General features: G+C 44.6%; 23 protein-coding genes. 11 read left to right on the forward strand and 12 right to left on the reverse strand.

The window, feature by feature from the left end; translation table 11 throughout:
* Positions 1 to 7: 7 nt before the first annotated feature.
* Both ACX5J7_RS14625 and ACX5J7_RS14630 read left to right on the forward strand, forming a co-directional pair.
* Positions 8 to 436 carry a VOC family protein gene (locus tag ACX5J7_RS14625; protein ID WP_012517092.1) on the forward strand — a complete coding sequence of 143 codons (429 nt, stop codon included), beginning with the start codon at positions 8 to 10 and terminating at the stop codon, positions 434 to 436.
* A 7-nt stretch (positions 437 to 443) separates the two neighbouring features.
* Positions 444 to 914: a LabA-like NYN domain-containing protein gene (locus ACX5J7_RS14630; protein ID WP_012517093.1), complete on the forward strand. Its 471-nt coding sequence runs from the start codon at positions 444 to 446 to the stop codon at positions 912 to 914.
* Between the two features lie 70 nt (positions 915 to 984).
* On the opposite strand, the gene ggt is transcribed toward ACX5J7_RS14630, so the two are convergent.
* Positions 985 to 2,682 carry a gamma-glutamyltransferase gene (ggt, locus tag ACX5J7_RS14635; RefSeq protein ID WP_012517094.1) on the reverse strand — a complete coding sequence of 566 codons (1,698 nt, stop codon included), beginning with the start codon at positions 2,680 to 2,682 and terminating at the stop codon, positions 985 to 987.
* Between the two features lie 51 nt (positions 2,683 to 2,733).
* Entirely contained in the window at positions 2,734 to 4,110 is a 1,377-nt protein-coding gene (locus ACX5J7_RS14640) for a Na+/H+ antiporter NhaC family protein (protein ID WP_012517095.1), read from the reverse strand.
* A gap of 157 nt (positions 4,111 to 4,267) precedes the next feature.
* Between ACX5J7_RS14640 and ACX5J7_RS14645 the strand changes: the two genes are divergently transcribed.
* Both ACX5J7_RS14645 and ACX5J7_RS14650 read left to right on the forward strand, forming a co-directional pair.
* Positions 4,268 to 6,331 (forward strand): glycoside hydrolase family 3 N-terminal domain-containing protein, encoded by a 2,064-nt coding sequence (locus tag ACX5J7_RS14645; protein WP_498707377.1) that lies wholly within the window; start codon positions 4,268 to 4,270, stop codon positions 6,329 to 6,331.
* A gap of 70 nt (positions 6,332 to 6,401) precedes the next feature.
* On the forward strand, positions 6,402 to 7,472 hold the full coding sequence (locus ACX5J7_RS14650) for a mechanosensitive ion channel family protein (RefSeq protein ID WP_498707378.1): 1,071 nt from the start codon (positions 6,402 to 6,404) through the stop codon (positions 7,470 to 7,472).
* 159 nt (positions 7,473 to 7,631) lie between these two features.
* On the opposite strand, the gene ACX5J7_RS14655 is transcribed toward ACX5J7_RS14650, so the two are convergent.
* Positions 7,632 to 9,161 (reverse strand): exo-beta-N-acetylmuramidase NamZ family protein, encoded by a 1,530-nt coding sequence (locus ACX5J7_RS14655; RefSeq protein ID WP_498707379.1) that lies wholly within the window; start codon positions 9,159 to 9,161, stop codon positions 7,632 to 7,634.
* An 18-nt stretch (positions 9,162 to 9,179) separates the two neighbouring features.
* Positions 9,180 to 10,175: an N-acetylmuramic acid 6-phosphate etherase gene (gene murQ / locus ACX5J7_RS14660; RefSeq protein WP_278383834.1), complete on the reverse strand. Its 996-nt coding sequence runs from the start codon at positions 10,173 to 10,175 to the stop codon at positions 9,180 to 9,182.
* A gap of 190 nt (positions 10,176 to 10,365) precedes the next feature.
* Between murQ and alr the strand changes: the two genes are divergently transcribed.
* The gene (gene alr / locus ACX5J7_RS14665; protein ID WP_498707380.1) at positions 10,366 to 11,442 is read left to right on the forward strand and encodes an alanine racemase; all 1,077 of its coding nucleotides are present in this window, start codon (positions 10,366 to 10,368) and stop codon (positions 11,440 to 11,442) included.
* Between the two features lie 397 nt (positions 11,443 to 11,839).
* Here alr and ACX5J7_RS14670 read toward each other — a convergent pair whose 3' ends face one another.
* From ACX5J7_RS14670 to ACX5J7_RS14680, 3 genes are all read right to left on the reverse strand, one after another.
* Positions 11,840 to 12,544, reverse strand: a complete 705-nt coding sequence (locus tag ACX5J7_RS14670; RefSeq protein WP_015066135.1) for a YitT family protein — start codon at positions 12,542 to 12,544, stop codon at positions 11,840 to 11,842.
* Positions 12,545 to 12,766: 222 nt separating this feature from the next.
* Entirely contained in the window at positions 12,767 to 13,078 is a 312-nt protein-coding gene (locus ACX5J7_RS14675) for a hypothetical protein (RefSeq protein WP_015066136.1), read from the reverse strand.
* 115 nt (positions 13,079 to 13,193) lie between these two features.
* The gene (locus tag ACX5J7_RS14680) at positions 13,194 to 13,580 is read right to left on the reverse strand and encodes a VOC family protein (RefSeq protein WP_071960335.1); all 387 of its coding nucleotides are present in this window, start codon (positions 13,578 to 13,580) and stop codon (positions 13,194 to 13,196) included.
* A gap of 303 nt (positions 13,581 to 13,883) precedes the next feature.
* On the opposite strand from ACX5J7_RS14680, the gene ACX5J7_RS14685 reads away from it, so the two are divergent.
* The 4 genes from ACX5J7_RS14685 to ACX5J7_RS14700 all read left to right on the forward strand — a co-directional run bounded on the left by ACX5J7_RS14685 (position 13,884) and on the right by ACX5J7_RS14700 (position 17,850).
* A complete protein-coding gene (locus ACX5J7_RS14685) occupies positions 13,884 to 15,002 on the forward strand; it encodes a TonB-dependent receptor (RefSeq protein ID WP_012517104.1) in 1,119 nt (372 codons plus the stop codon).
* 20 nt (positions 15,003 to 15,022) lie between these two features.
* On the forward strand, positions 15,023 to 15,820 hold the full coding sequence (locus ACX5J7_RS14690; RefSeq protein WP_012517105.1) for a substrate-binding periplasmic protein: 798 nt from the start codon (positions 15,023 to 15,025) through the stop codon (positions 15,818 to 15,820).
* A gap of 166 nt (positions 15,821 to 15,986) precedes the next feature.
* Positions 15,987 to 17,258, forward strand: a complete 1,272-nt coding sequence (locus ACX5J7_RS14695) for an NRAMP family divalent metal transporter (RefSeq protein WP_278383840.1) — start codon at positions 15,987 to 15,989, stop codon at positions 17,256 to 17,258.
* A 115-nt stretch (positions 17,259 to 17,373) separates the two neighbouring features.
* Complete coding sequence (locus ACX5J7_RS14700; protein ID WP_012517107.1) at positions 17,374 to 17,850, forward strand: hypothetical protein; 477 nt, start codon at positions 17,374 to 17,376, stop codon at positions 17,848 to 17,850.
* 80 nt (positions 17,851 to 17,930) lie between these two features.
* Here the strand turns inward: ACX5J7_RS14700 and ACX5J7_RS14705 are convergent, their stop codons facing one another.
* The 3 genes from ACX5J7_RS14705 to ACX5J7_RS14715 are packed head-to-tail and all read right to left on the reverse strand — an operon-like array spanning position 17,931 to position 19,159.
* On the reverse strand, positions 17,931 to 18,260 hold the full coding sequence (locus ACX5J7_RS14705; protein WP_012517108.1) for a zinc ribbon domain-containing protein YjdM: 330 nt from the start codon (positions 18,258 to 18,260) through the stop codon (positions 17,931 to 17,933).
* Between the two features lie 24 nt (positions 18,261 to 18,284).
* Entirely contained in the window at positions 18,285 to 18,740 is a 456-nt protein-coding gene (locus ACX5J7_RS14710; protein WP_012517109.1) for a GNAT family N-acetyltransferase, read from the reverse strand.
* Entirely contained in the window at positions 18,737 to 19,159 is a 423-nt protein-coding gene (locus ACX5J7_RS14715; RefSeq protein ID WP_278383843.1) for a GNAT family N-acetyltransferase, read from the reverse strand. The genes ACX5J7_RS14710 and ACX5J7_RS14715 overlap by 4 nt, the downstream gene beginning before the upstream one ends.
* Before the next feature lie 263 nt (positions 19,160 to 19,422).
* On the opposite strand from ACX5J7_RS14715, the gene ACX5J7_RS14720 reads away from it, so the two are divergent.
* Both ACX5J7_RS14720 and ACX5J7_RS14725 read left to right on the forward strand, forming a co-directional pair.
* Positions 19,423 to 19,845 (forward strand): putative toxin-antitoxin system toxin component, PIN family, encoded by a 423-nt coding sequence (locus tag ACX5J7_RS14720; protein WP_012517111.1) that lies wholly within the window; start codon positions 19,423 to 19,425, stop codon positions 19,843 to 19,845.
* Position 19,846: 1 nt separating this feature from the next.
* Positions 19,847 to 20,068 carry a toxin-antitoxin system HicB family antitoxin gene (locus ACX5J7_RS14725; protein ID WP_012517112.1) on the forward strand — a complete coding sequence of 74 codons (222 nt, stop codon included), beginning with the start codon at positions 19,847 to 19,849 and terminating at the stop codon, positions 20,066 to 20,068.
* Positions 20,069 to 20,161: 93 nt separating this feature from the next.
* Here ACX5J7_RS14725 and brnA read toward each other — a convergent pair whose 3' ends face one another.
* Together brnA and ACX5J7_RS14735 are read right to left on the reverse strand one after the other, a co-directional pair.
* Positions 20,162 to 20,407: a type II toxin-antitoxin system BrnA family antitoxin gene (gene brnA, locus ACX5J7_RS14730; protein WP_012517113.1), complete on the reverse strand. Its 246-nt coding sequence runs from the start codon at positions 20,405 to 20,407 to the stop codon at positions 20,162 to 20,164.
* Positions 20,397 to 20,660, reverse strand: coding sequence for a BrnT family toxin (locus ACX5J7_RS14735; RefSeq protein ID WP_012517114.1), 264 nt, complete (start codon positions 20,658 to 20,660; stop codon positions 20,397 to 20,399). The genes brnA and ACX5J7_RS14735 overlap by 11 nt, the downstream gene beginning before the upstream one ends.
* Between the last annotated feature and the right edge of the window lie 97 nt (positions 20,661 to 20,757).

Consider the following 20,757-nt stretch of genomic DNA (forward strand, 5'->3'; position numbering starts at 1 on the left):
AGTTTTCATGGTCCAGCCCTTTCATCTTGCCATACCGGTCACTAATTTAACCGATGCAGAAGCGTTCTACGGTGAGTTGCTAGGTTGTGAAAAGGGCCGCAGTGATAGCCAGTGGATAGACTGGAATTTCTTCGGTCATCAACTAGTGACGCACTGCGTAGAGGTCATGCCGTCACCGCCTTCGTATAATGGGGTAGATGACCATGCCGTGCCCGTGCCGCATTTTGGCGTTGTTTTAACCATGAGTGATTGGCAAGCACTGGCAAATAAATTAGAAACAGCAAACACTGAGTTTGTTATTGCGCCCTATATTCGCTTTAAAGGAAAGCCGGGCGAACAGGCCACTATGTTTTTTAAAGACCCCTTCGGCAACGCCTTAGAGTTCAAAGCCTTTGCTGATATCAATCAGCTCTTTGCCACTAACAAAATATCATGAGAATCTTTTGAAAAAAGCATTATTGCTGGTAGATGTACAAAACGTCTACTACACCTGCCGTCAGGCCTATAAACGCAACTTTAATTACAACCGGTTTTGGCGCGAACTTAGCTATAACCTAGATATAGAACATGCCTTTGCCTACGCCATCGACAAGGGCGACAGCAAGCAGCGTGAATTTCAAAACATACTTCGCGCTATTGGGTTTGAGGTAAAGTTAAAGCCTTTTATTCAGCGCGCTGACGGCTCGGCGAAAGGCGACTGGGATGTAGGTATTACGGTAGATGCGCTAGAACACGCCAGTCAGGTTGATGAAATCATTCTGGTGTCAGGTGACGGTGATTTCGATATTCTGGTAAACGCGCTTAAAGAAAAAGGGAAAACCGTAACTGTGTACGGTGTTCCCGCATTAACGGCTGAAAGCATTCAAAAGGTAGCAACTCGATACGTACCCATTAACGGTGAACTCTTGCTTTAATGGGTAAGTAGGTGACGTGTTAGCTAAGAGAAAAGGCGGTTAGCGCCTTTTCTGTGTAAAGCCAGACGCTTTAGTAGGGCTGTACGATGCTTTTACCCCGGCCACTTTTTTCAGACGCGGCTTCCACACCCTCTTTAGTGCGTTTAATTAAATGCACATCACCAAAGCGTCGGTTATCAATGGTATAGCCCATGGCTTTAAGCTCGTTCACCGTAGCTTCGGTAAACCCGTTGTGCATACGAATGGTATCTTTCGGTAATAGCTGGTGGTGAAAACGCGGTGAATTCACGGCTTCTTCGGCGCTCATATCGTAAAGCAGGGCATTCAATAGCGATTGAGCAACTGACGATATAATGGTGGTACCACCTGGAGAGCCTGTAACAAGCACGACCTGGTCGCCTTTGGTCACAAGTGTAGGGGTCATAGAAGAAAGCATGCGCTTGTAGGGTTCAATGGCATTCGCTTCTCCGCCTACGGCGCCGAAGAAATTAGGCACACCAGGCTTTGCGCTAAAGTCATCCATTTCATCGTTCAACAAGAAGCCGGCGCCAGTTACAACAAGACCACTACCAAAAGTAAGGTTGATGGTTGTGGTATTGGCAACGGCGTTGCCCCATCTGTCCATAATCGAGAAGTGGGTAGTATCTTCGCTCTCTTTCAAGCCCGGCTTAATGCTTGGGGTATCAGAAATGCTGGCAGGCTGAATATCTGCTGCGCGTTCATTAATGTAGTTAGCGTCTGTGAGCGCTTTTACCGGAACACTAACAAAGTCAGGGTCGCCCATGTATTCAGCGCGATCGGCAAATACACGCTTGCCTATTTCAGACATAACGTGAATATATTCAGTGCTGTTTTGCGCAGGTAAATCGTGGGTTGCATCATAGGCTTCAAGCATGCCAATCCATTGTGCTACAGCCACGCCCCCTGAACTTGGCGGCGGTGCAGTAATTAACTCATAACCCTGCCAAGTCAGCTGAAGGGGCTTACGCCACACCGCTTTGTAGGCTTGCAAGTCATCATGGGTAATAAGGCCGCCATTTTGTTGCATAAAATCGACAATATGCGTGGCGACTTCGCCTTTGTAGAACCCATCTTTACCCTGCTGTTGAATCGCTTTTAGGGTTTCAGCTAGTTCAGGCTGCTTAAACGTGGTGCCTGCTTTGGCTTCTGAGAAATAATCACTGAAGTTACTTTTAATGCCTTTCTCCTGGGTTCGTGAAATATAGCGCGCAATGTTATTGGCTAACTTTTCGTGTACTACAAACCCGTTCTCGGCAAGGTCTACCGCAGGGGCAACAAGACGCTCCCAGTCTAAAGTGCCGTACTTCTTATGTGCTGCCCACATACCAGCGACAGTACCGGGAATACCTGATGCTTTCGCGCCAAATAAGGATTCATAAGGCTTTACGTTACCTGCTTGGTCTAAATACATATCGCGATGGGCGCTTTTCGGGGCCATTTCACGATAGTCGAGAAAGTCGGTGCTGTCTTCAAACTTGATGGTCATAAAGCCACCGCCGCCAACGTTACCGGCTTCTGGCAGGGTCACGGCTAAAACAAATTGCGCCGTAATAGCGGCATCTATTGCATTTCCGCCCTCTTTAAGCACCTGCATAGCGGCGTCGGCACTATAGCTGTCTGGCATGGCCACCGCAGGTTGGCTAAGACCTACGTCTGTATTGTTGGCGTTATCAATAATGGTGCTAGGAGCGTTTGAGCACGCCACCATCACTGAAATAACCGCTAAAATCATTATCCGTTTTATCATTTGAAAACTCCTTGCTACAAACTCGCTTTTCACATTCTGGGTATAAGCCCACTAACCCAGCATGACTAAACTTGCTATAAAATAGGCAATAAGCGTAAGGGCACCTGCAAACAGTGCATAGGGAAACTGGGTCTTAACGTGGGTGAGCACATCTGTACCTGCGGCAAGTGACGAGACGGCAGTGGTATCTGAAATAGGTGAACAGTGATCGCCAAAGATCCCACCCCCCAAAATAGCGCCAATTACCAAAGAAGGCGGTAAGCCTAAACTTTGAATAAGTGGTACGCCAATAGGAATAAGAATAGCAAACGTGCCCCATGAGGTTCCTGTGGTAAACGACATAATTGCGCCCGCAATAAATAGCATGGGAACAACTAGCATTAACGGAAGATACTCACCCACAATACCCGCAACAAACACACCCGTACCTAGTACCTTAAGGCTGTTGCCTAACGTTAACGACAATAACACTATGGTGACAAGGGGAAGTAGTTCACCCATCCCCTTAAAACCGATTTCTACCGCTTCTTTATGGGTGAAACGCTTGTGCAATAAAAGTAGTCCGTAGGCAATAGCGGTTGCAAGCGCTGTAGCATAGAGTACTGATTTACTGCCGCTGCCTTCAGATAACACGCCGTTCCCTGTCCAAAACATAAACCCAATCATACTTAGCACCATTATTACTAAAGGCACTAACATAAAGCGGGCTTTAGTCGCCGGCTCCGTTGTTTGGTTTACTTCAACCTGAGAGAGTGCTTTTTCTTCTTCAATCATAGGGCCGTGCACTTTGTCGGCTGATATGGTGTAAGCCACAATGAGCAAGGTGAAAATAGCGTAAAAGTTAAAAAATACGCTGCCCCATAAGATAGATGCAGAAGAGCCAGGTAATTCGTAAGCGTCAAGCAGGCTTAATATGAAAGCGCCCCAGCCATTCAGCAGAATTAAAATACAGACGGGAGCACTTGTAGAGTCAATAATATAAGCTAGGCGTGCGCGACTCATACCAAACCGATCAAACAAGCCTCTAGCAAAAATACCTGCGGTAAGCACGCTGAGGTTCGACTCTATAAAGACGGCAATACCAGTAAACATGGTTAAACCGCCCACTTGTTTGCGGCTTTTCGCCACCCCTTTATTTACGAGGTAGTTAACCGTAGCTGTTACCCCTCCTGAGTCGCGAATAAACGCCAGTAACGCGCCCACTAAAACCGAAAAAATAAGTACGCGAGTGTTGCCTGGACTCGCCGCGGTATCAACCACACGCTCTATGGCATTAATAGGGGCCATGTAGCTGGTTGCGATATCAGCATTTACCAGAATTAAGGCTTCAGCAGACAGTACGGCCAGCGCCAATGCTAAGATGACTTCTTTTTTCCAAAAAACGACGGCAATAGCCACAAGAGGGGGGATGACTGACATCCAATCCATACTTCTTTCCAAACTTAAATTTATGTGTGCCTAAACGGGTATGTCTACGTTGCGTAAGAGAGGGTGTGGTTTGCAAGTTCTATGTTGGCGAACAAGCTTCTCTCATTTATGCTAGCGTACCGTATTGTGCTTTGTGTTTCCAAGGATTAGATAAACATTGTTACTCCAGCAAGTTATTTGTAAAAAACACGTCTCTGTTGTGGGGGAAATACGTATAGCCCTAGGCTTTTTAGCGATTACTTTTTTAGCGGGTATAACTTCTGCTCAGCCCTTAAGTGCTAACGCCCCGGTCAACTTAACCACAGGTAAGAGTGCCTCTATTCAAAAAGGGGGCGCACAAGGCGGTATACAGCAAAACGCAGATAGTCTTAGCACCATCAAGGCCATGCTGGGCCAAAAGATCATTTTAGATTTTCGCTATTTCTGCGAAGACGACACACCATCATCGCAATGCCGCACACCAATGACGAAAATCCCTGCAAGTTTGCTGGCACTATTAAGTGGTCACAACATTGGTGGCGTGATTCTGTTTTCAGAAAACATTGAAAATACCGAGCAGTTGATAACGCTAAATTACACTATGCAGCAGCATATGTTGAAAGCGGGCAAGCAACCATTATTTATCGCTATCGATCAAGAGGGCGGTAGGGTAGCGCGCCTGCCCTCAGACATGTTAGCGCCATTTGCCGGTAATATGGCAATTGGTGCGACGTTTCATCAACATGGCAGTACTTTTGCGCAACGCGTGGCTCGCCACATCGGTAAAACGCTCTTACCCCTTGGTATTAACACCAACTTTGCCCCATCAGTTGATATAAACAGCGAGCCGAAAAACCCGGTTATAAACGTGCGCAGTTTTTCAGAACATCCAGAGCAGGTTGCTGCGCTGGGCCAAACGTTTGTTGAAGCAATGCAGGGGACGGGCGTGATAAGTGCAATTAAGCATTTTCCAGGTCATGGCGACACGCATGTGGATAGTCACAGCGGTCTTCCACTGGTAAGTCATACCCGAGCACAAGCAATGACGGGTGATATTCTGCCGTTTTCTAATATTATTAGAAGTGCCACACCGCCGGCCATGGTAATGAGTGCACACATTCAGTATCCATCGTTAGACGATACCAGAATTACAGACAAGAACGGAAAGCGACAAATAGTTCCAGCGACTTTGTCGAAGAAGATATTAACCAACTTGCTTCGCAAGCAACTGGGGTATAAAGGTCTAATTGTTACTGACGCTCTAGATATGGCGGGTATTACACAGTTCTTCTCGCACGAAGAGGCTTTAGTTCGCGCATTTAGTGCGGGCGCGGATATTGCGCTTATGCCTTTCACTATAAGAAATAAAACGGATATAAATGCGTTTGCAAAGCTTCTCGACAATGTAGCAGTAAAACTCGCAGATAGCGCATTAGACACATCATCAGAAAGCGCTTTCTTGATATCTTCATATAATCGTATTATTGAAGCAAAACAACGGTTTACGCTAGATGGTTTTATTTCCAAGCCGAAGGTCTGGTGGCTTGATGAAGCAAACGACAATGCATTGACTAATAACCCTAACAGTTTAAAAAACAAAGGAATTAGAATAGAGAAAGCGCTTTCTGAAGGTTCGGTGTCTGTGCTTTTCGGAAAAGAAAAACTACCGATAACATCAACGCGCTGGTTGGCGCTAATGCCGGATGCGGCGAGGTGTTTAGCATTTGAAGCAGCACTTGCACACGCTAGTTCTAAAAGCACCAATAAGCCCTTAGAGTTTGCTTGTTTACCCCTAACCGCACTACCTAACACCCAATTAGCTATGGACCTATTACAGCAGGCTGAAGCTTTAATAGTAGGTAATATTAGCCCGCTTCACGCGACCTATGAGTTAGGTGGGTTTGATCTACCTGAGCATGTGAAGCGACGTGCGCGTGAAACTGAGGTGATGGCATTTAGTAAAAAGATAATGTCTGCTGCGAAAACACAAAATAAAACCGTAGTTTTTGCACCGCTACGTATGCCGTATAGTGCACAAGATGTTAAAAGCATGACAGATATTGCCATTGCCACATTCAGTTATGCCATTAGTGTAAGCGCCCAAGGTAGCAAAGAAGAAAATAAAGACGATCAAAAGGTTACCAGCTATAGTCTGAACGCACTAGCTGATTTTTTATTAGGTAACACGGCTGCTAAAGGCCGTTCACCCGTTTCGTTAGACTCACTTTCACTACAAAAGTAGAGCCTGTGAAGGCGCGAATTTAAAAGGTAAATCAAAGGCTACCTGGAAAGGTAACCTTAAAGGAAAAAATATGGATACAGAAAAATTATCAGACACTACACAGGTATCGCTAATTGATACTGTGTTAAGTGCGCTACTTCCATTTGCTCCTTTGCTCATTGCTATCGCTTTGGTGATAAGTGCGCTCATTGCACTGCATTATCTTTTGCTGGCAAAACAGGGCCACCTTACCAGTGAACAAAAACTGCCCCGCCAAGTAGGAATGTTGGTACTTACTATCGTTGGAGCTGTTATAATTGCGATGACCCTTCCTGTAAGTGAAAGCACACGAAATCAAGTGATCGCGCTTATTGGCGTACTAATTTCAGGGGTAATTGCGTTTTCTTCCACCACCATGGTGGGAAATTTGATGGCCGGAATAGTACTTCGTGTTAACCGCCCATTTAAAGTGGGAGACTTTATCAAGGTAGAAGGCTATAGCGGACGCGTTACCGAAATGGGTCTGCTGGATGTTGAAATTCAAACCGAAAGCAGAGAGCTTATTGCCTTTTCCAATACGCTGATGGTGAATTCGCCGGTCTCGGTTACTCGCGCCTCTGGCGCAATCGTTAGCGTAGATATTAGTTTAGGCTACGACATACATCACAGTATTATCGAAAAGCACCTGCTTATTGCGGCAGAAAATGCCAAATTGTCAGAGCCATTTGTGCAGGTGGTGGGGTTGGGCGATTTTTCGGTAAGTTATCGTATTTCTGGTTTACTTACCGAAGTGAAAAACTTGCTAAGCGCTCGTTCAAGGCTGCATAAAGCCGTACTCGATGCACTGCATAATTCTGACATTGAAATTGTGTCGCCCAGCTTTATGAATCAGCGCCCTCAGCCTGATGGTTTGAAGATGATAGCTAAATCCCCTAGCCAAACTAAACAAGAGGAAACGTCTCCTGAAGACGTTATTTTTGACAAAGCTGAAGAGGCAGAGCAAAAAGAAAAGAGTAAAGAAACGCTGATGAAGAAAATTGCCGATATTGATGCAAAGATTGCAGAAAGTGACAGTGAAAGAAGGGATGAGCTTAAGCATCAAAAAGCCACAGCTGAAGCTGAGCTTACTATTCTGGTTGAAACAAAAAATGACGATGGTTAGCTTTCACTAACTTATTTAAAGACTATTTTTATTGCTTTAGGGGTTGTGTGAGTATTTACTTACATGTTGGCTTTTTTTGAATTTCTCCCTCTATTTTCTCGAATGTTAGCCGTCGCGAGATTTCTTTAACTCTTTGCGTTAGCGCAGCTAATTTGAACGTCATTCAATGTCTTGATAAAGAAGATACGCCGCTCTTTTTTCTCTGAACTCGCCTAACTCTTTCTGCCAACTTTGGCGAATTTTCTCGGGGGGTATGCCTGCTTGAATTTGAATTCTTAGCGCATCGGTACCGGCCAATTTGTCGAAGAATTCTGGGCGAGTAAAGAAGGTTTCTTTTGAGCCGCCACTGTTGCTTACAGTGGTGTTATATTCAGAAAAGCGAGAATAGGCGTTTATCAAGGTTGTGATGTCTAAACCAGTAATAGGTGAATATTCTCGAATTGATAGCCCAGGGCTAAAGCTTTGTGACTTCGTAAAATTAGCTTTGGTATAATCAGCGTTAACAAATACGTGCGCACTTAACATAGAATTTTCATGCTTAGGGTGGGGCGCTGCACTATTTGCTTTTACCGGTACTTTAGTTTCACCTAACTTAACACGGGGGTGACCGATAAGCTGAAAAGGAAAATCAGTGCCGCGACCAATGCTGACATCGGTACCTTCGAAAAAGCACAGTGTCGGGTATAGTTTAATAGACAAATCGTTTGGCAAGTTAGGGCTAGGGGCTACCGGCAGTGAATAATGTGCAGAGCGTTTATAGTCTTCCATCGGTACAACGGTAAGTTTTGCATTGTTGTAGCTGCTCGCATCAATACCCAACCAACGTTCCCCCACAATCATTTGCGCAAGTTCACCCAAAGTCATGCCGTGAAGAACGGGAATAGGGTGCATACCAATGAAAGAAGAATATTCTGACGTCAACACCGGGCCGTCGACATAGCGACCGTTGGGGTTTGGTCTATCTAGCACGATAACGTCGATATTGCGCGCGAAGGCGGCTTCCATTACGTAGTGCAAAGTACTTAAATACGTATAGAAGCGTACGCCTACATCCTGAATATCGAAGACAATGACATCGATATTTTCCAGCATAGCAGGCGTTGGCTTTTTGGTTTTGCCGTAAAGAGAGTGAATAGGTAAACCCGTTTTAGCATCAATATCGCTATGTACCTTTTCACCTGCGCCTTTAATTCCTCTAAACCCGTGCTCGGGTGACATAATGCTTACCACGTTAATACTGCGGCGTAATAAGGCGTCCAGTAAATGCTGGTAGTGATGGTTTGCATTAATCGAATTTGAATGCGCAGTTGAGCTGTTATTTGCTTCACCATTTTCAAATTCGCTTGCGGAAGAATACGTGGGCGAGGGTGGTAGATAACTATGTTCCTTAACCAAGGCACTTTGATTCACTACCAAGCTAACCCGCTTACCAACTAACAAAGGTAGGTACTTTGAGTAGCGTTCAGCCCCTACTGCAAGTTGGTCGGCGTTTAAATATTCATTAGGCAACCCTTCTTGCTTGACGTCTCTACTGTTATTATTGCTTGTATATACATGTGTAGATAAGTTTTCTGGCGCGCATCCGGTAAGGAAAGCGAAAGTGGTCAGCAGGGACAGCGCAATAACAAATGCGCTTATCGTGTAACGTCTAACCTTTATGCTCGTATTGATTAACCCGAAAACTTTCATAGCAATAATCTACTTTAACTATTCGCTTTCATTTACCGCGTTACGCAAATAGCCATCGTTGGCGTTTAGCTGCGCGGCGGCCTGCTCGGCATTTTGCCCCGTTAATACCATTAAAATGGCAACTTTAGCTTTATTATCGCACCCACTAAGGGCTGTCAAAGCGGCATCTTCACTGCACTCGGTAGCCTGCATAACAATTCGTAGAGCACGTGCTTTAAGCTTTTCGTTTGTGGCATTTACATCTACCATTAAATTCTGATAGGTCTTACCAAGTTTGATCATGGTGCTCGTACTTATCATATTTAAAATAAGCTTTTGGGCGGTTCCCGACTTCATACGGGTGCTTCCGGTTAATACTTCTGGGCCAACGATTGGGCATATTGACGTATCCGCATTTTCAAAGATGGCTGCATTGGGGCTACACGCAATGGCACCGGTAAAGCAGCCCAGTGATCGTGCATATTCTAAAGCACCACTTACATACGGAGTACGTCCACTGGCTGAAATGCCGATGACGGTATCTTTTTGACTAAGCGCGAGCGTTTGTAGGTCAGTCTTTCCCGCTTCAACGTTATCTTCAGCGCCTTCAACCGCGTGTTGTATTGCGCTTTCACCGCCTGCGATTACGCCAACGACTAAACTATCGGGGACGCTGAACGTAGGTCTACACTCTACCGCATCTAATATGCCTAACCGCCCGCTCGTGCCTGCGCCTATATATATAAGCCTTCCACCACTTCTAATACTCATTGTGGCTGCATCTACCGCTTTTGCGATGTGTGGAATTTCTTGCGCAACCGCCTGCGCGACTTTAGCGTCTTCATTGTTTATACAGCGTAAAATACCCACCGTACTCAGCGTATCTATATTCAGCGAGTCTGGATTCCTGCCTTCCGAGATAATCTTATTAAGAGACTGCGCTAGTTCATTAACGGTGGAATGAGTATGCTCAGCAGGCTCTGAAGTGCTGTTTGAAAGAGAAGGTGAAGTCGTAGATGGCTTGTGGGTAGACATTAAAAACCTTGAAGCAACGTAGTAATAAAATTGTGCGAAGCCAAAGCATAACGGTATTTTACCTTACAAGAAACCTTACGTTAGATTGCGCCTTTTTCAGCATTAATCTAGCACGCCTTTAAAGTTTCTCATGGTACACTTTGCGTTTACTCTTTCGATGACAATAAACATTTAAGGAACGTGTTTTTCTGTGAGCCGACAAACGCAAGCTATCATTCACGCTGACGCCCTTTTACACAACTTTAAAGCGCTTGCCGCGATAGCGCCATCAAGCCAGTCGATGGCGGTAGTGAAAGCTGATGCCTACGGGCATGGAGCCGTAAATGTAGCGCGTATTTTACAGCATGTATCGTCGCAATTCGCTGTAGCCATTATTGAAGAAGCAATAGCACTTCGCGATGCAGGTATAAGTGCGCCCGTGGTCGTATTAGAAGGGGCGCATCAGGCGAAAGAGTGTCAGATGGCGTTTCAGCATAATTGTATTTTGGTGATGCACTGCGAAGAACAACTTCAGTGGTTGAATAACTGCCCAGAAAACCAACGTCCTCACATTTGGCTTAAAGTGGATAGTGGCATGCACCGCTTAGGCTTTGCGATTTCCGACATTGAAGATATGACGAAAAAATATCGTCACCTCCTTAGCGAACAAACGGTCATCGCCACCCATTTCGCGTGTGCCGATGATGTGGATAACGGCTTTACCGCCTCGCAATTATCAGCATTTAAACGAGTAGCCGACGCTATTGGGTTACCTACTAGCGTTGCGAATTCCCCCGCTACCGTAAATTGGCCAACAAGCCGCAACGCGTGGAACCGGTTAGGGGTAGGTGTATACGGCGGTGCGGTATCTACAGCTAACAATGTTGGTGTTGAGATTTACCCCGCTATGACGCTTCGCTCCAGTATACTTGCGATGCGTACCATTGCTGCGGGCGAAGGGGTTGGCTACGGTCAAACGTGGGTGGCATCTAAACCAAGTAAAATTGCAACTGTGGGAATTGGCTACGCAGACGGTTATCCAAGGCATTGTAAAAACAAAACCCCAGTGATGGTGCGTGGAAAACGGGCTTTTCTGGCGGGCCGGGTATCAATGGATATGATCACCATTGATGTTACCCACATCGATAATGTGAGTGTGGGTGATGAAGTCGAGCTGTGGGGGCAAAACGTGCCTATCCAGGAAGTCGCTGCGTGTGCAGATACCATCGACTATGAGTTAATGACACGGGTGTCGCAGCGCGTTCCCCGTATAGTAAAATATCTATAAGTTTCAACGTAGTGCCACTTTCCCTCTAAACTATATAAGTTTTAATTAAGCACTATTCATTAAAAGAATGAGACTTTTACCCCTGTCTTGAGTCTATACTAGCGCTGCTTAGATTCAGGATTGCAGTGAATGCTTCACTTCCAACTGTACTAAGCAACAACTCAAAAGTGAGGTTTGTATGCGTACTTCGTTTTCTCGTCCAAGAGTGAATCGTGGAGTAGTAAGTCGACCGTCAAGACCTGTTCAAAAGAAGCAATAGGGTTGCTGTAGGCGTATAGGAATACAAATAAAAGATACAAAAAAGCCCGGTGGGTGTGTCACTCACCGGGCTTTTTATTTGCGTTAGTTTAGCGTTAAGTAACGCAACCTTGCGGCGGGTTGGCTAACGGGCTTTCGCTTACCCGTTTTGCGCGCGTAACTCGCTGTTTAAATTATTGTCTAGCCCACTTCCTAATTTAGGCTCGGTGCGCTCACCTTCCACCTTTTTTGTATTGTTCTCTCCCTGTACTGGGAAATAACGCTCTGGTCTATGGTTAAGAGAAATAACCATATTAAGACAAAACGCGGCTAAGATAGAGATAAGGACTAAATGCCAAGCGATAAAGAAAAGCGCACAAAGCAATATGGTGCTGTCTACCGCCAGTTGGAACGTACCCGCTCTAATATTGAATCGCTGTTGTAGGAAAAACGCCATAATGCCAACGCCGCCAAGACTCGAGCTATGACGGAACATCATCAGCATACCTACACCAATTAATATGCCGCCAAATACCGCAGCGAATATGGGGTTAACGTGACTAATATCTACAAACGCGGGTATTTGTTCGGTTAACACCGATACCGTGGTGACAGAAATAAAAGTGTTTATGGTGAATCGTTTGCTAATTTGCGTCCATGCCAATGTATAAAACGGCAAGTTGATAAGAAAGAACAGCAAGCCAAAATCCATATCGAAGGCATAAGTACCTAACAGGGCTAATCCTGCTGCGCCACCTACCATTAGATCTTGAGATTGGAATAGGTATACGCCAAAAGCAACAAACAAGCCGGCGCTTATCAGGGCGAAAACATCCTCGATGACACTGTGTTTTGTTTTTTGCATAAGAAGAAACTTGCGTTAAGAAGACACGGCGTAATTATACGTTTACAACCTCAAAGGTAACAGCGAGATGAAAAGTTAACTCAGTGCGATAAACAACTAGGGGTAAGTCTGTCTTTACGACTCTTAACGTGGGAGTGAATAGGGTGTTGCGCCGATGTAAACATTGCACCACACTGGGTCATAGAAATGGTTAAAAACGTGCACTAACTGCCTGAAGACCGACTACTCCACATAAGAAAAGACCACAATATCTTGTTTATTAAATTCAATATTGCACTGCATTATGCCTAAGTGGAGTGGACTATATGCCTCAATCTTGCTGCCATTTGCAACAAACGTGGTATCCCATAACAGCAATTCAGCAGTATCTAACTGACGTTCTACACTCTTTTTCAAAACCCCAGGCGTGAAATTATCGCATAGAATAATGACTTCCCGCCTCGCCTCAATCCAGTAAAATGTAATGGTGATCAGCAATGCGATAGCCGCTATTGCCACCACATCAGCAATAATGGAACGTTTCATGGTTTGCACGTATTGCATCTCCTTTACTTGTTAAGTTTACAACCGCTGCTCTGATAGACAGAAAGACACTAAGCGGCAATAGCGGCAGAAAATAAATTGAAGGTCGAACCTGTATAAAGCGATGTTACGCTGTTTGGATCAAGTCCCACTTATTGCCAAACTTATCTTTAAAGATAGCGACCGTACCATATACTTCTTCGCGAGGGGTCTCTAAAAACAACACGCCTTTGTTTCGCATGTCGTTAAAGTCTCGCCAAAAATCGTTTGTATTTAGAATTAAAAACACTTTATCGGCCGCTTGATTGCCAATAAGCGCGCTTTCAACCTGGTTTTTCGCCTGTGTTAATAACAAACTAGCCGGGCTATTCGGTGGCGTTACCAGCACAAATCGCGCGTCATCACCGGTAACTTTATCTTCAGTTAATGTGAAATTTAGAACCGAAGTGAAATACGCAATGGCGCTGTCGTAGTCGTCAACGAAAAAGGTAATAGCAGAAAGGTGTTGAGTCATAAAATAGGTGTTAGCCCACAATTTTGAATAAATTAAATGTGAATACTACCTAAAAGGTGGCCGAGCTGAAATGGAGATTAACCGTTATTGCATAACGCTGGGTGATTTCCGTGAGCGCAATATATTGAGCGACCATTTATGAACATTTTCTGCAAATGATCTTTTTGTAAGGTTTGCACAGTATAGTTAGTACTGAAGGATTTATTTTGGCGCACAGCCGCTTTAAACGTTCACGCCCCACTATTTACTTAGAGGCATGGTTTCGTTTAGGGTTCCCGCCAAAAGTTAAATACAGGAACAGTAATGAACAAGCTACTATCCGCATTTTCTTTAGTTTCATTGGCTACATGCACCGCAGGCCTCGCTAAAGCCGACGAGCTGCCGTTCAATTTGAGTGGGCACGTTCGGGTAAATTACGGTCACCAAGACTGGCAACAACCTGAGTTTAGGGATGGGTTCGAGTTTGAGTCGTTCAAGCTTGGCGTATCAGGCGAATCAGACCAATTTAGCTACAAAGCAGAGTATCGCTGGTACGAAAACACCGATTTCGATACCGTTCGTTTTGCCGACCTTACCTATCACTTTGATGAGCAAACACAAATCACCGCGGGAATTACGCAAACACCGTTTGGTCTACAGCCCTTCGGCAGTAATAACTTTTGGTTCTCGGTGAATTACTACCTTGGCTTCGAAGATGACTATGATGCCGGGGTTAAAATAAATCACGATTGGGAGAACTGGGATTTCCAAGCCGCCTACTTCATGAATGATGAGTACAACGACGCGGCAGAGTTTGGGCGTTATTCCTTTGACGTGGCCGACGACGGCGAATACCGTAATAAAGAAGATGGCCAATATAACTTACGTGCAAATTACTCAGCGAACTTTATCCGTGGTGCTACCACTGATATTGGCGTGTCTTATCAATATGGCAACATTTTAAATTTAGATACCTTGGATGATGGAGATATGAGCGCCTATGCCGTTCACATGCGTCATACGCAAGGTGATGTAAAAGTGGAATTGCAGTATATCGATTATGAGTACGATTTGGCTGCGCCAGAGGGGCAAGCAGATGATCGCATCGCATTGTCGTCTTTTACTTTCCCATTCTTAGCGGCAGCTGACGGTAAAACGTACTCGGCAAACCTAGTTTACTCGGTACCGTATAAATTTACCCACATCGAGTCGCTCACCTGTTATTCAGAGTATAGTGTGGCAAAAGGCCAAGGTAGCGAAGGTAAAAATTCGTCTCAATGGATAAACGGGTGTAGCTTTGGTTGGGATAAATTGTTTGTATATGTAGATAGTATCCAAGGTAAAAATATGTGGTTTTCGGGCGGCCCTGGCGTCGGCCTAGATTTAGGCGGTCGACAGGAAACGACTCACCGTCTTAATATTAACCTTGGTATTTACTTCTAAACGAATAACAGGACTTTGACATGCGATTATTACTTATAGCGACATTTATATTAGCGCTAACACCTATGCAAAGTTTTGCCCACGCGTGGATGAAACTGCGAATAGCGACCACAGAGTACGCGCCTTACACGTCAACCGATATGCAGCACGATGGTTATATTAACCACATCATTGCTGATGCTTTTTTGGAAACCGGCGTGGTTGTTGAATTTGTATCTCTACCGTGGGAAGAGGCATTAGAAGCGACGCTAAACGGCGAGTACGACGCCATTTCTTACGGCAACTTTGTGCGCGCAAGGGAAGCTGAATTTTACCACAGTAACCCGATTACCGCAGAAAGCTTGGTGTTTTATGTGAATGCTGAAAAAGGCCCAGAGACGTGGTCGGAGTTAGGTGACTTAAAAGACCTTAAAATGGGGGTAACAGAAGGTTACCTTTACAATGATGAACTGGCTGCTTATATCCAAGACAATAAAAACGTTGTTGAAGCGCCTACCGATAAAAGCAACTTAGAAGCGTTGATAGAAGGCAGCATCGACGTGTTTCCCATCGATGAGTTAACCGGTTGGTATTTGTTGCAGCGAGACTTCAATACGGGTGATCGTCGCGACGTAATGTCTATCAAACCTTTTATTTCAACGGTGACTACCCATTTGTTAGTACCTAAAGGTGAAGGCGATAGTCAGCTTATTCTCTCTTTATTCAACAAAGGGCTAGAAGAGTTAACGCTAGACGGCAAACTTACCCGTTTTAAGCGATTGCTAAAAGAAGGTTACTATCAACACCCTCAAAAGAAAGTGAACTACGACAGACGCTAGTGTCACTCACTTATACCTTCAACAAATAAGCGTGATATAGGCTGTGTTCTTTAAGCAATTGCAGCCTGTATCGCGAACTTTGCTTCTTACCCTAGACTATCTTTCCTGATTTATATTTACCTGATATGGTTGACGGCTATTTTGTCACGCCCACCTAGAGGTTGCCTTGTTGTATTCAGCTGAAACGTCATTATTTGCCCGCTTTACTGCGCTATTAAAACTTCTTGGCCCAGGCGTACTTATGGCGACAGCAGCAGTGGGAGGGAGCCATTTAGTGGCATCTACCCAAGCGGGCGCGAAGTTTGGATGGCAATTGGCACTACTTATTTTAGTAGTTAACCTACTTAAATATCCCTTTTTTAGGGCGGGGGTCAGCTATACCATTAGCACTAAACAAACCCTACAGCAGGGCTATCTAGGCATGGGTAAGCGTTACCTAGCCATTGCGCTATGCTTAAATATTATCGCATCGGTAGTGAACGCCGCTGCCTTGTTACTGTTTGCGGCAAGTTTGTTGTCGTACTCTGTTCCTTTTGATATAGCCGTGACCTTATCTGCAAGCGTGGTGCTTGCACTCATCTTACTCATATTACTGGCAGGCCATTTTGAAGGGCTAGACAATATCGCAAAAGGCATTATGGGCATATTGGTTGTGGCAACAGTGGCTGTATTTATAGTGGCACTTAACAACTACACGCCAGCTATGGGGGCGCCGGTAGAGCAGCCTTCGCCATGGACTCTTGCTACCTTAGGCTTTCTAGTGGTAACCATGGGCTGGATGCCTGCGCCGATAGAAATATCGTCTATCACTTCTTTATGGTTAAAGCGTCAATGTGCTACCCAAGCTGTAACACCTAAAATAGCCTTGTTCGACTTTAATTTGGGGTATGCAGTCACTGTGCTTCTTGCTCTCTTATTTCTGGGGTTGGGGGCACTTATTTTATATGGCAGTGGTACGGAATTAAGTACAAGCGGCATTGGCTTTTCTCACCAACTTATCAGTATGTATTCATCAACTATTGGGCAGTGGGCCCATTGGCTTATCGCGCTGGTGGCATTTTTATGTATATTTGGCTCAGCGCTAACCGTGTACGACGGCTATGCACGTGTGGTGGCTGAAGCTATAGCTTTACTTTTTAACAAACAAAAAGCAGCGCGAAATACGCTAGTTACACCTGTGCTATTGTTCATGGCAGTTGCCAGCTTTATTATTGTTCTTTTCTTCAAGTCTGCCTTACTTGCAATGCTAGGTTTTGCGATGACACTAGCCTTTGTTACCACCCCCATGTTTGCCTGGCTTAACCACAAGTTAGTAGCTAGCACTCAATTACACCATGATGCGTCGCCCAATGTAGTGGTAAGAATGCTGAGCTATATTGGGCTAGCTTATCTGTTTGGCTTTCTCATCGTATTTGTGTGGTGGAAATGGTTCAGTTAGGCGCCTAGTCGCGGCCGCGCCTAGTAAATTAGTTTAATAACGCGTACTTAGACAACCTTTAATAAAAATCCTCCTCTATACTTTGTTCGACACTATTAAAGGAGGGCGTTATTCGGTGCCCAGCGATAAATTATTACCTTATTCTCTTTCAGCGATTTTTAAGCGATGTAAATCTAGCCTCATCGTGTGCCTGCTATGCACGGTAACCTGGGGGTGCACAGAAGCGTCTTCGGTCGCTGTAAAGTGGCATAACGCCTACGATATTGAAAGAGAGCTTCACTTGCTTGGGCAAGAGGAAGACCCACGCAAAATTTATAAGCGGCTTCGAAGCATTAAACAGCAAGCGTCACTACAACTTTCTCAATTGCGCGAGACAGGGCCACAAGATACTGTGTTTCGCGACTGGCTTGAATCGCTCCAAATAAGCCTCTCGCTTGCGCCTTTGCATAGCAATAAAATAGAAACGTGTAACGTGTGGCAAAAAGCCATGGAAGCGTCTTGGGGTGTGGAGCTGGTACAATTTAATGAACGAGCGAAACTCGTGTGGCGCGTAATGCTAGCCACCTGCAACGCGCGAGTTCGCTCCCTGTGATACGGTTAAACGCCAAAGCCTAACTGTTAGTCTATATAAACAGGGGCGTGGTGGTACGCAAAATTTGTTGCAGGCGCCCTTTATGCTTTTTTAACGAATTGGGCTGTAAGCATCATCTCACCGGCGCCATCAACCTTACAATCTAGCTGGTGGTCTTTCGCATCTTTTACGTGGCGAATTAAGGCTTTAGTACCAATTTTTAGTACCAGTGAGCTTCCTTTAACTTTTAAATCTTTTGCTAGCGTAATTTTATCGCCAGCCACTAAAGGAGTTCCGTTAAAATCTTTTGCAGATACCTCTTCTTCTACTTCGTTAGGGTTCCACTCGTGTCCACACTCGGGGCAAATGAGTAGAGACTGGTCTTCGTATACATATTCTGATTGGCAGTGGGGGCAAGGAGGTAACGACATCGTGAATTCTCTTAAAATACTGAGTTAAAATGCTCGGGTCATGAAATGGCTGTTAGGGTCTAGAACGTAGTTAGCAAAAGGGCCGCAGTCCACAAAACCAAACTTTTTATATAAGGTTCTGGCTGCCAAAAAGTATTCTTGTGTTCCCGTTTCCAAACTGACCGAGCTGAACCCCTTCATTTTCGCATGTTCTAAGGCAAAAAGTAATAACTGTGAAGCCACACCCGTCCCCCGAAACTGCTTGGCAGTGCGCATAGATTTCAACTCAGCGCAATTAGCATCAAGGGTTTTAATTGCCACACAGCCTGCAAGTTGCTGCTGCTTCCAACCGCTAAAAAACGTAATATTTGAAGCTTTTAATGCGTTCACATCTAGGGCATGTACGCTTTCAGGTGGAGAAGTGGCGTACATATCCGATATATGCTCTTCTAAAAGGGCGAGTACTTCTCCCCCGCTAAGATCGTCAATAACAATCTTCATACATTTTTCACCATATTAAAAAAGCGCTCGTCTTCGCTTTCAATCACAAAGTTACTTCTTAAATACAGGTTAACCGCTGGACTGATTTTAAAAACGCGTAAAGATAGGGTATTTTTCTTTGCTTTTAAAGCAAGCCTCTGCGCTTCTTGAAGTGAAGCCATACCTATTCCTTTATTTTGTGCCCTACCTATAACCTGCAGGTCGCGCACCACACATGTACTCAAGTTGAAATGAAGGCGCATAACGCCTACTACCTCTTTATTGAGTAAAATGTCGTAGTTTTCCAAATCAGAAGTAACGCTTAGTACCTTATCTACCGTCCAATCAGGGGCGAACTGAGCGTAGTAAATGCGCATGTTTTCATAGGTAATGGCTGCCGCATGTGACAGGTTTGTAGTGGGTATGAAGGTAACGTCCATATTAGCTTTAGTTAAGTAGCGGGTGGTTGAAAAGTATTCTTCAGCTTACGTTGTATTGTCAAACTTTCTCGTGCTTAAAGACTCACTTTTTCACAATGCCTATTACCGAAGAGTTAGCAGCGATAGTAATGAATGATACGAAAGCCACAACGTGAGCAAACGCATGTGTATGCGCCTCAGCGAATGCAGTGAGTGTATTTATTGGGTTGTTAGCTGCCATTGTTAAATTGAAAAGTGATAGCATATACGCTAGCATATAAATTATGAAAAAAGTAGTTATTGACACCAGTGTACTTATCAGCGCCCTGATTGGCAAAACAGGGCCAGCTCGAGAAGTGATACGGCAATGCTTGTTGGGTAGGTTAAAGCCGCTGATTAGCACGACCTTATTTTTGGAATACGAAACAGTAAGTAAGCGAGACAAAATCAAAGAGTTGTGCCCGCTTACCGAGGACGAAGTGAGCAATTTATTAGCAGCATTTTTTAGTGTTTGCGAATGGGTGCAGATACATTATTTGTGGCGACCAAATTTAAAAGACGAAGGCGATAATTTTCTCATTGAACTTGCAGTAGCAGGAAATGCTGAGAGCATTATTACGAATAACCTAAAAGATCTGCGAAATGCGGAATTACAATTTGAAGGTTTGAAAGTGTTAGCGCCAGAAGATTATTTGAGAGGAGTTTAATATGTCTACTCTAACTGTACGTTTACCAGACGATAAGCATAATCGATTGAAAGCTTTGGCTGCGCATAAAAAATTGAGCTTAAACAAATTAATAGAAGAGTTATCTACACAAGCGATAGCTGAATTTGATACAGAGGTAAGATTTAAGGCGATTGCTGCTACTGGAGACAAAAAGAAAGGTTTAGAACTTCTCGATAAGCTTGATTCACATTTTGGTAGCTAACGCTAAGCTTTGGGGCAGTGACGTAGCGGCATAATAGCGAAGCGCCGCTGCGTTACTGTCCCAGTGAACGAAGTGAAAGTGTTTAGCGCTTTGTTAGCTGCTTGTGCGTTCTAAAGACTGCGATTGCTCCAGTCTCTCAGCCAACCAAACCTTAATTATAGATTGGCGAGTAACGCCAACTCGACCGGCTTCTCTATCCAAGGAATCGACCATCCATTCCGGAATGTCCACGTTAATCCTTTTTTGTTTTTGCATTGGGCGTTTTGCTTTGGATAAATCTAAGTGCTGAAGGATTTCATCTCCACTCTCAAAATTTTCCTCGAAATTTTTAGCTTTCATATATTGCCACCTCTGACTTTCTAGCGCGCCGTACAGAAATAATTCGAATGTTTTTATTCCTATGAGTAATCACTGCTGTCCAGTGTTTGCCACCTATAAGACCAATAATGATATATCTAGGTTCATCCTCTGTTTTTGCTGGGATCTCCAAAAGCATTGGGTCATTCCAAAGCTTTTGGGCTTCAACAAAGTCGATTCCGTGTTTGGTGAAATTAGAATCACTTTTAGACTGGTCAAATTCGAAATTCTGCATGAGTAAAAATTATACCTTTTTAACTCATTCTGCAAGGGTGAAATTGAGGGGCAGCTAACTACCCACATAAGGGGCAGTAATACGTGGGCTAAAATCC

It is taken from the genome of Alteromonas infernus (assembly GCF_902705815.1).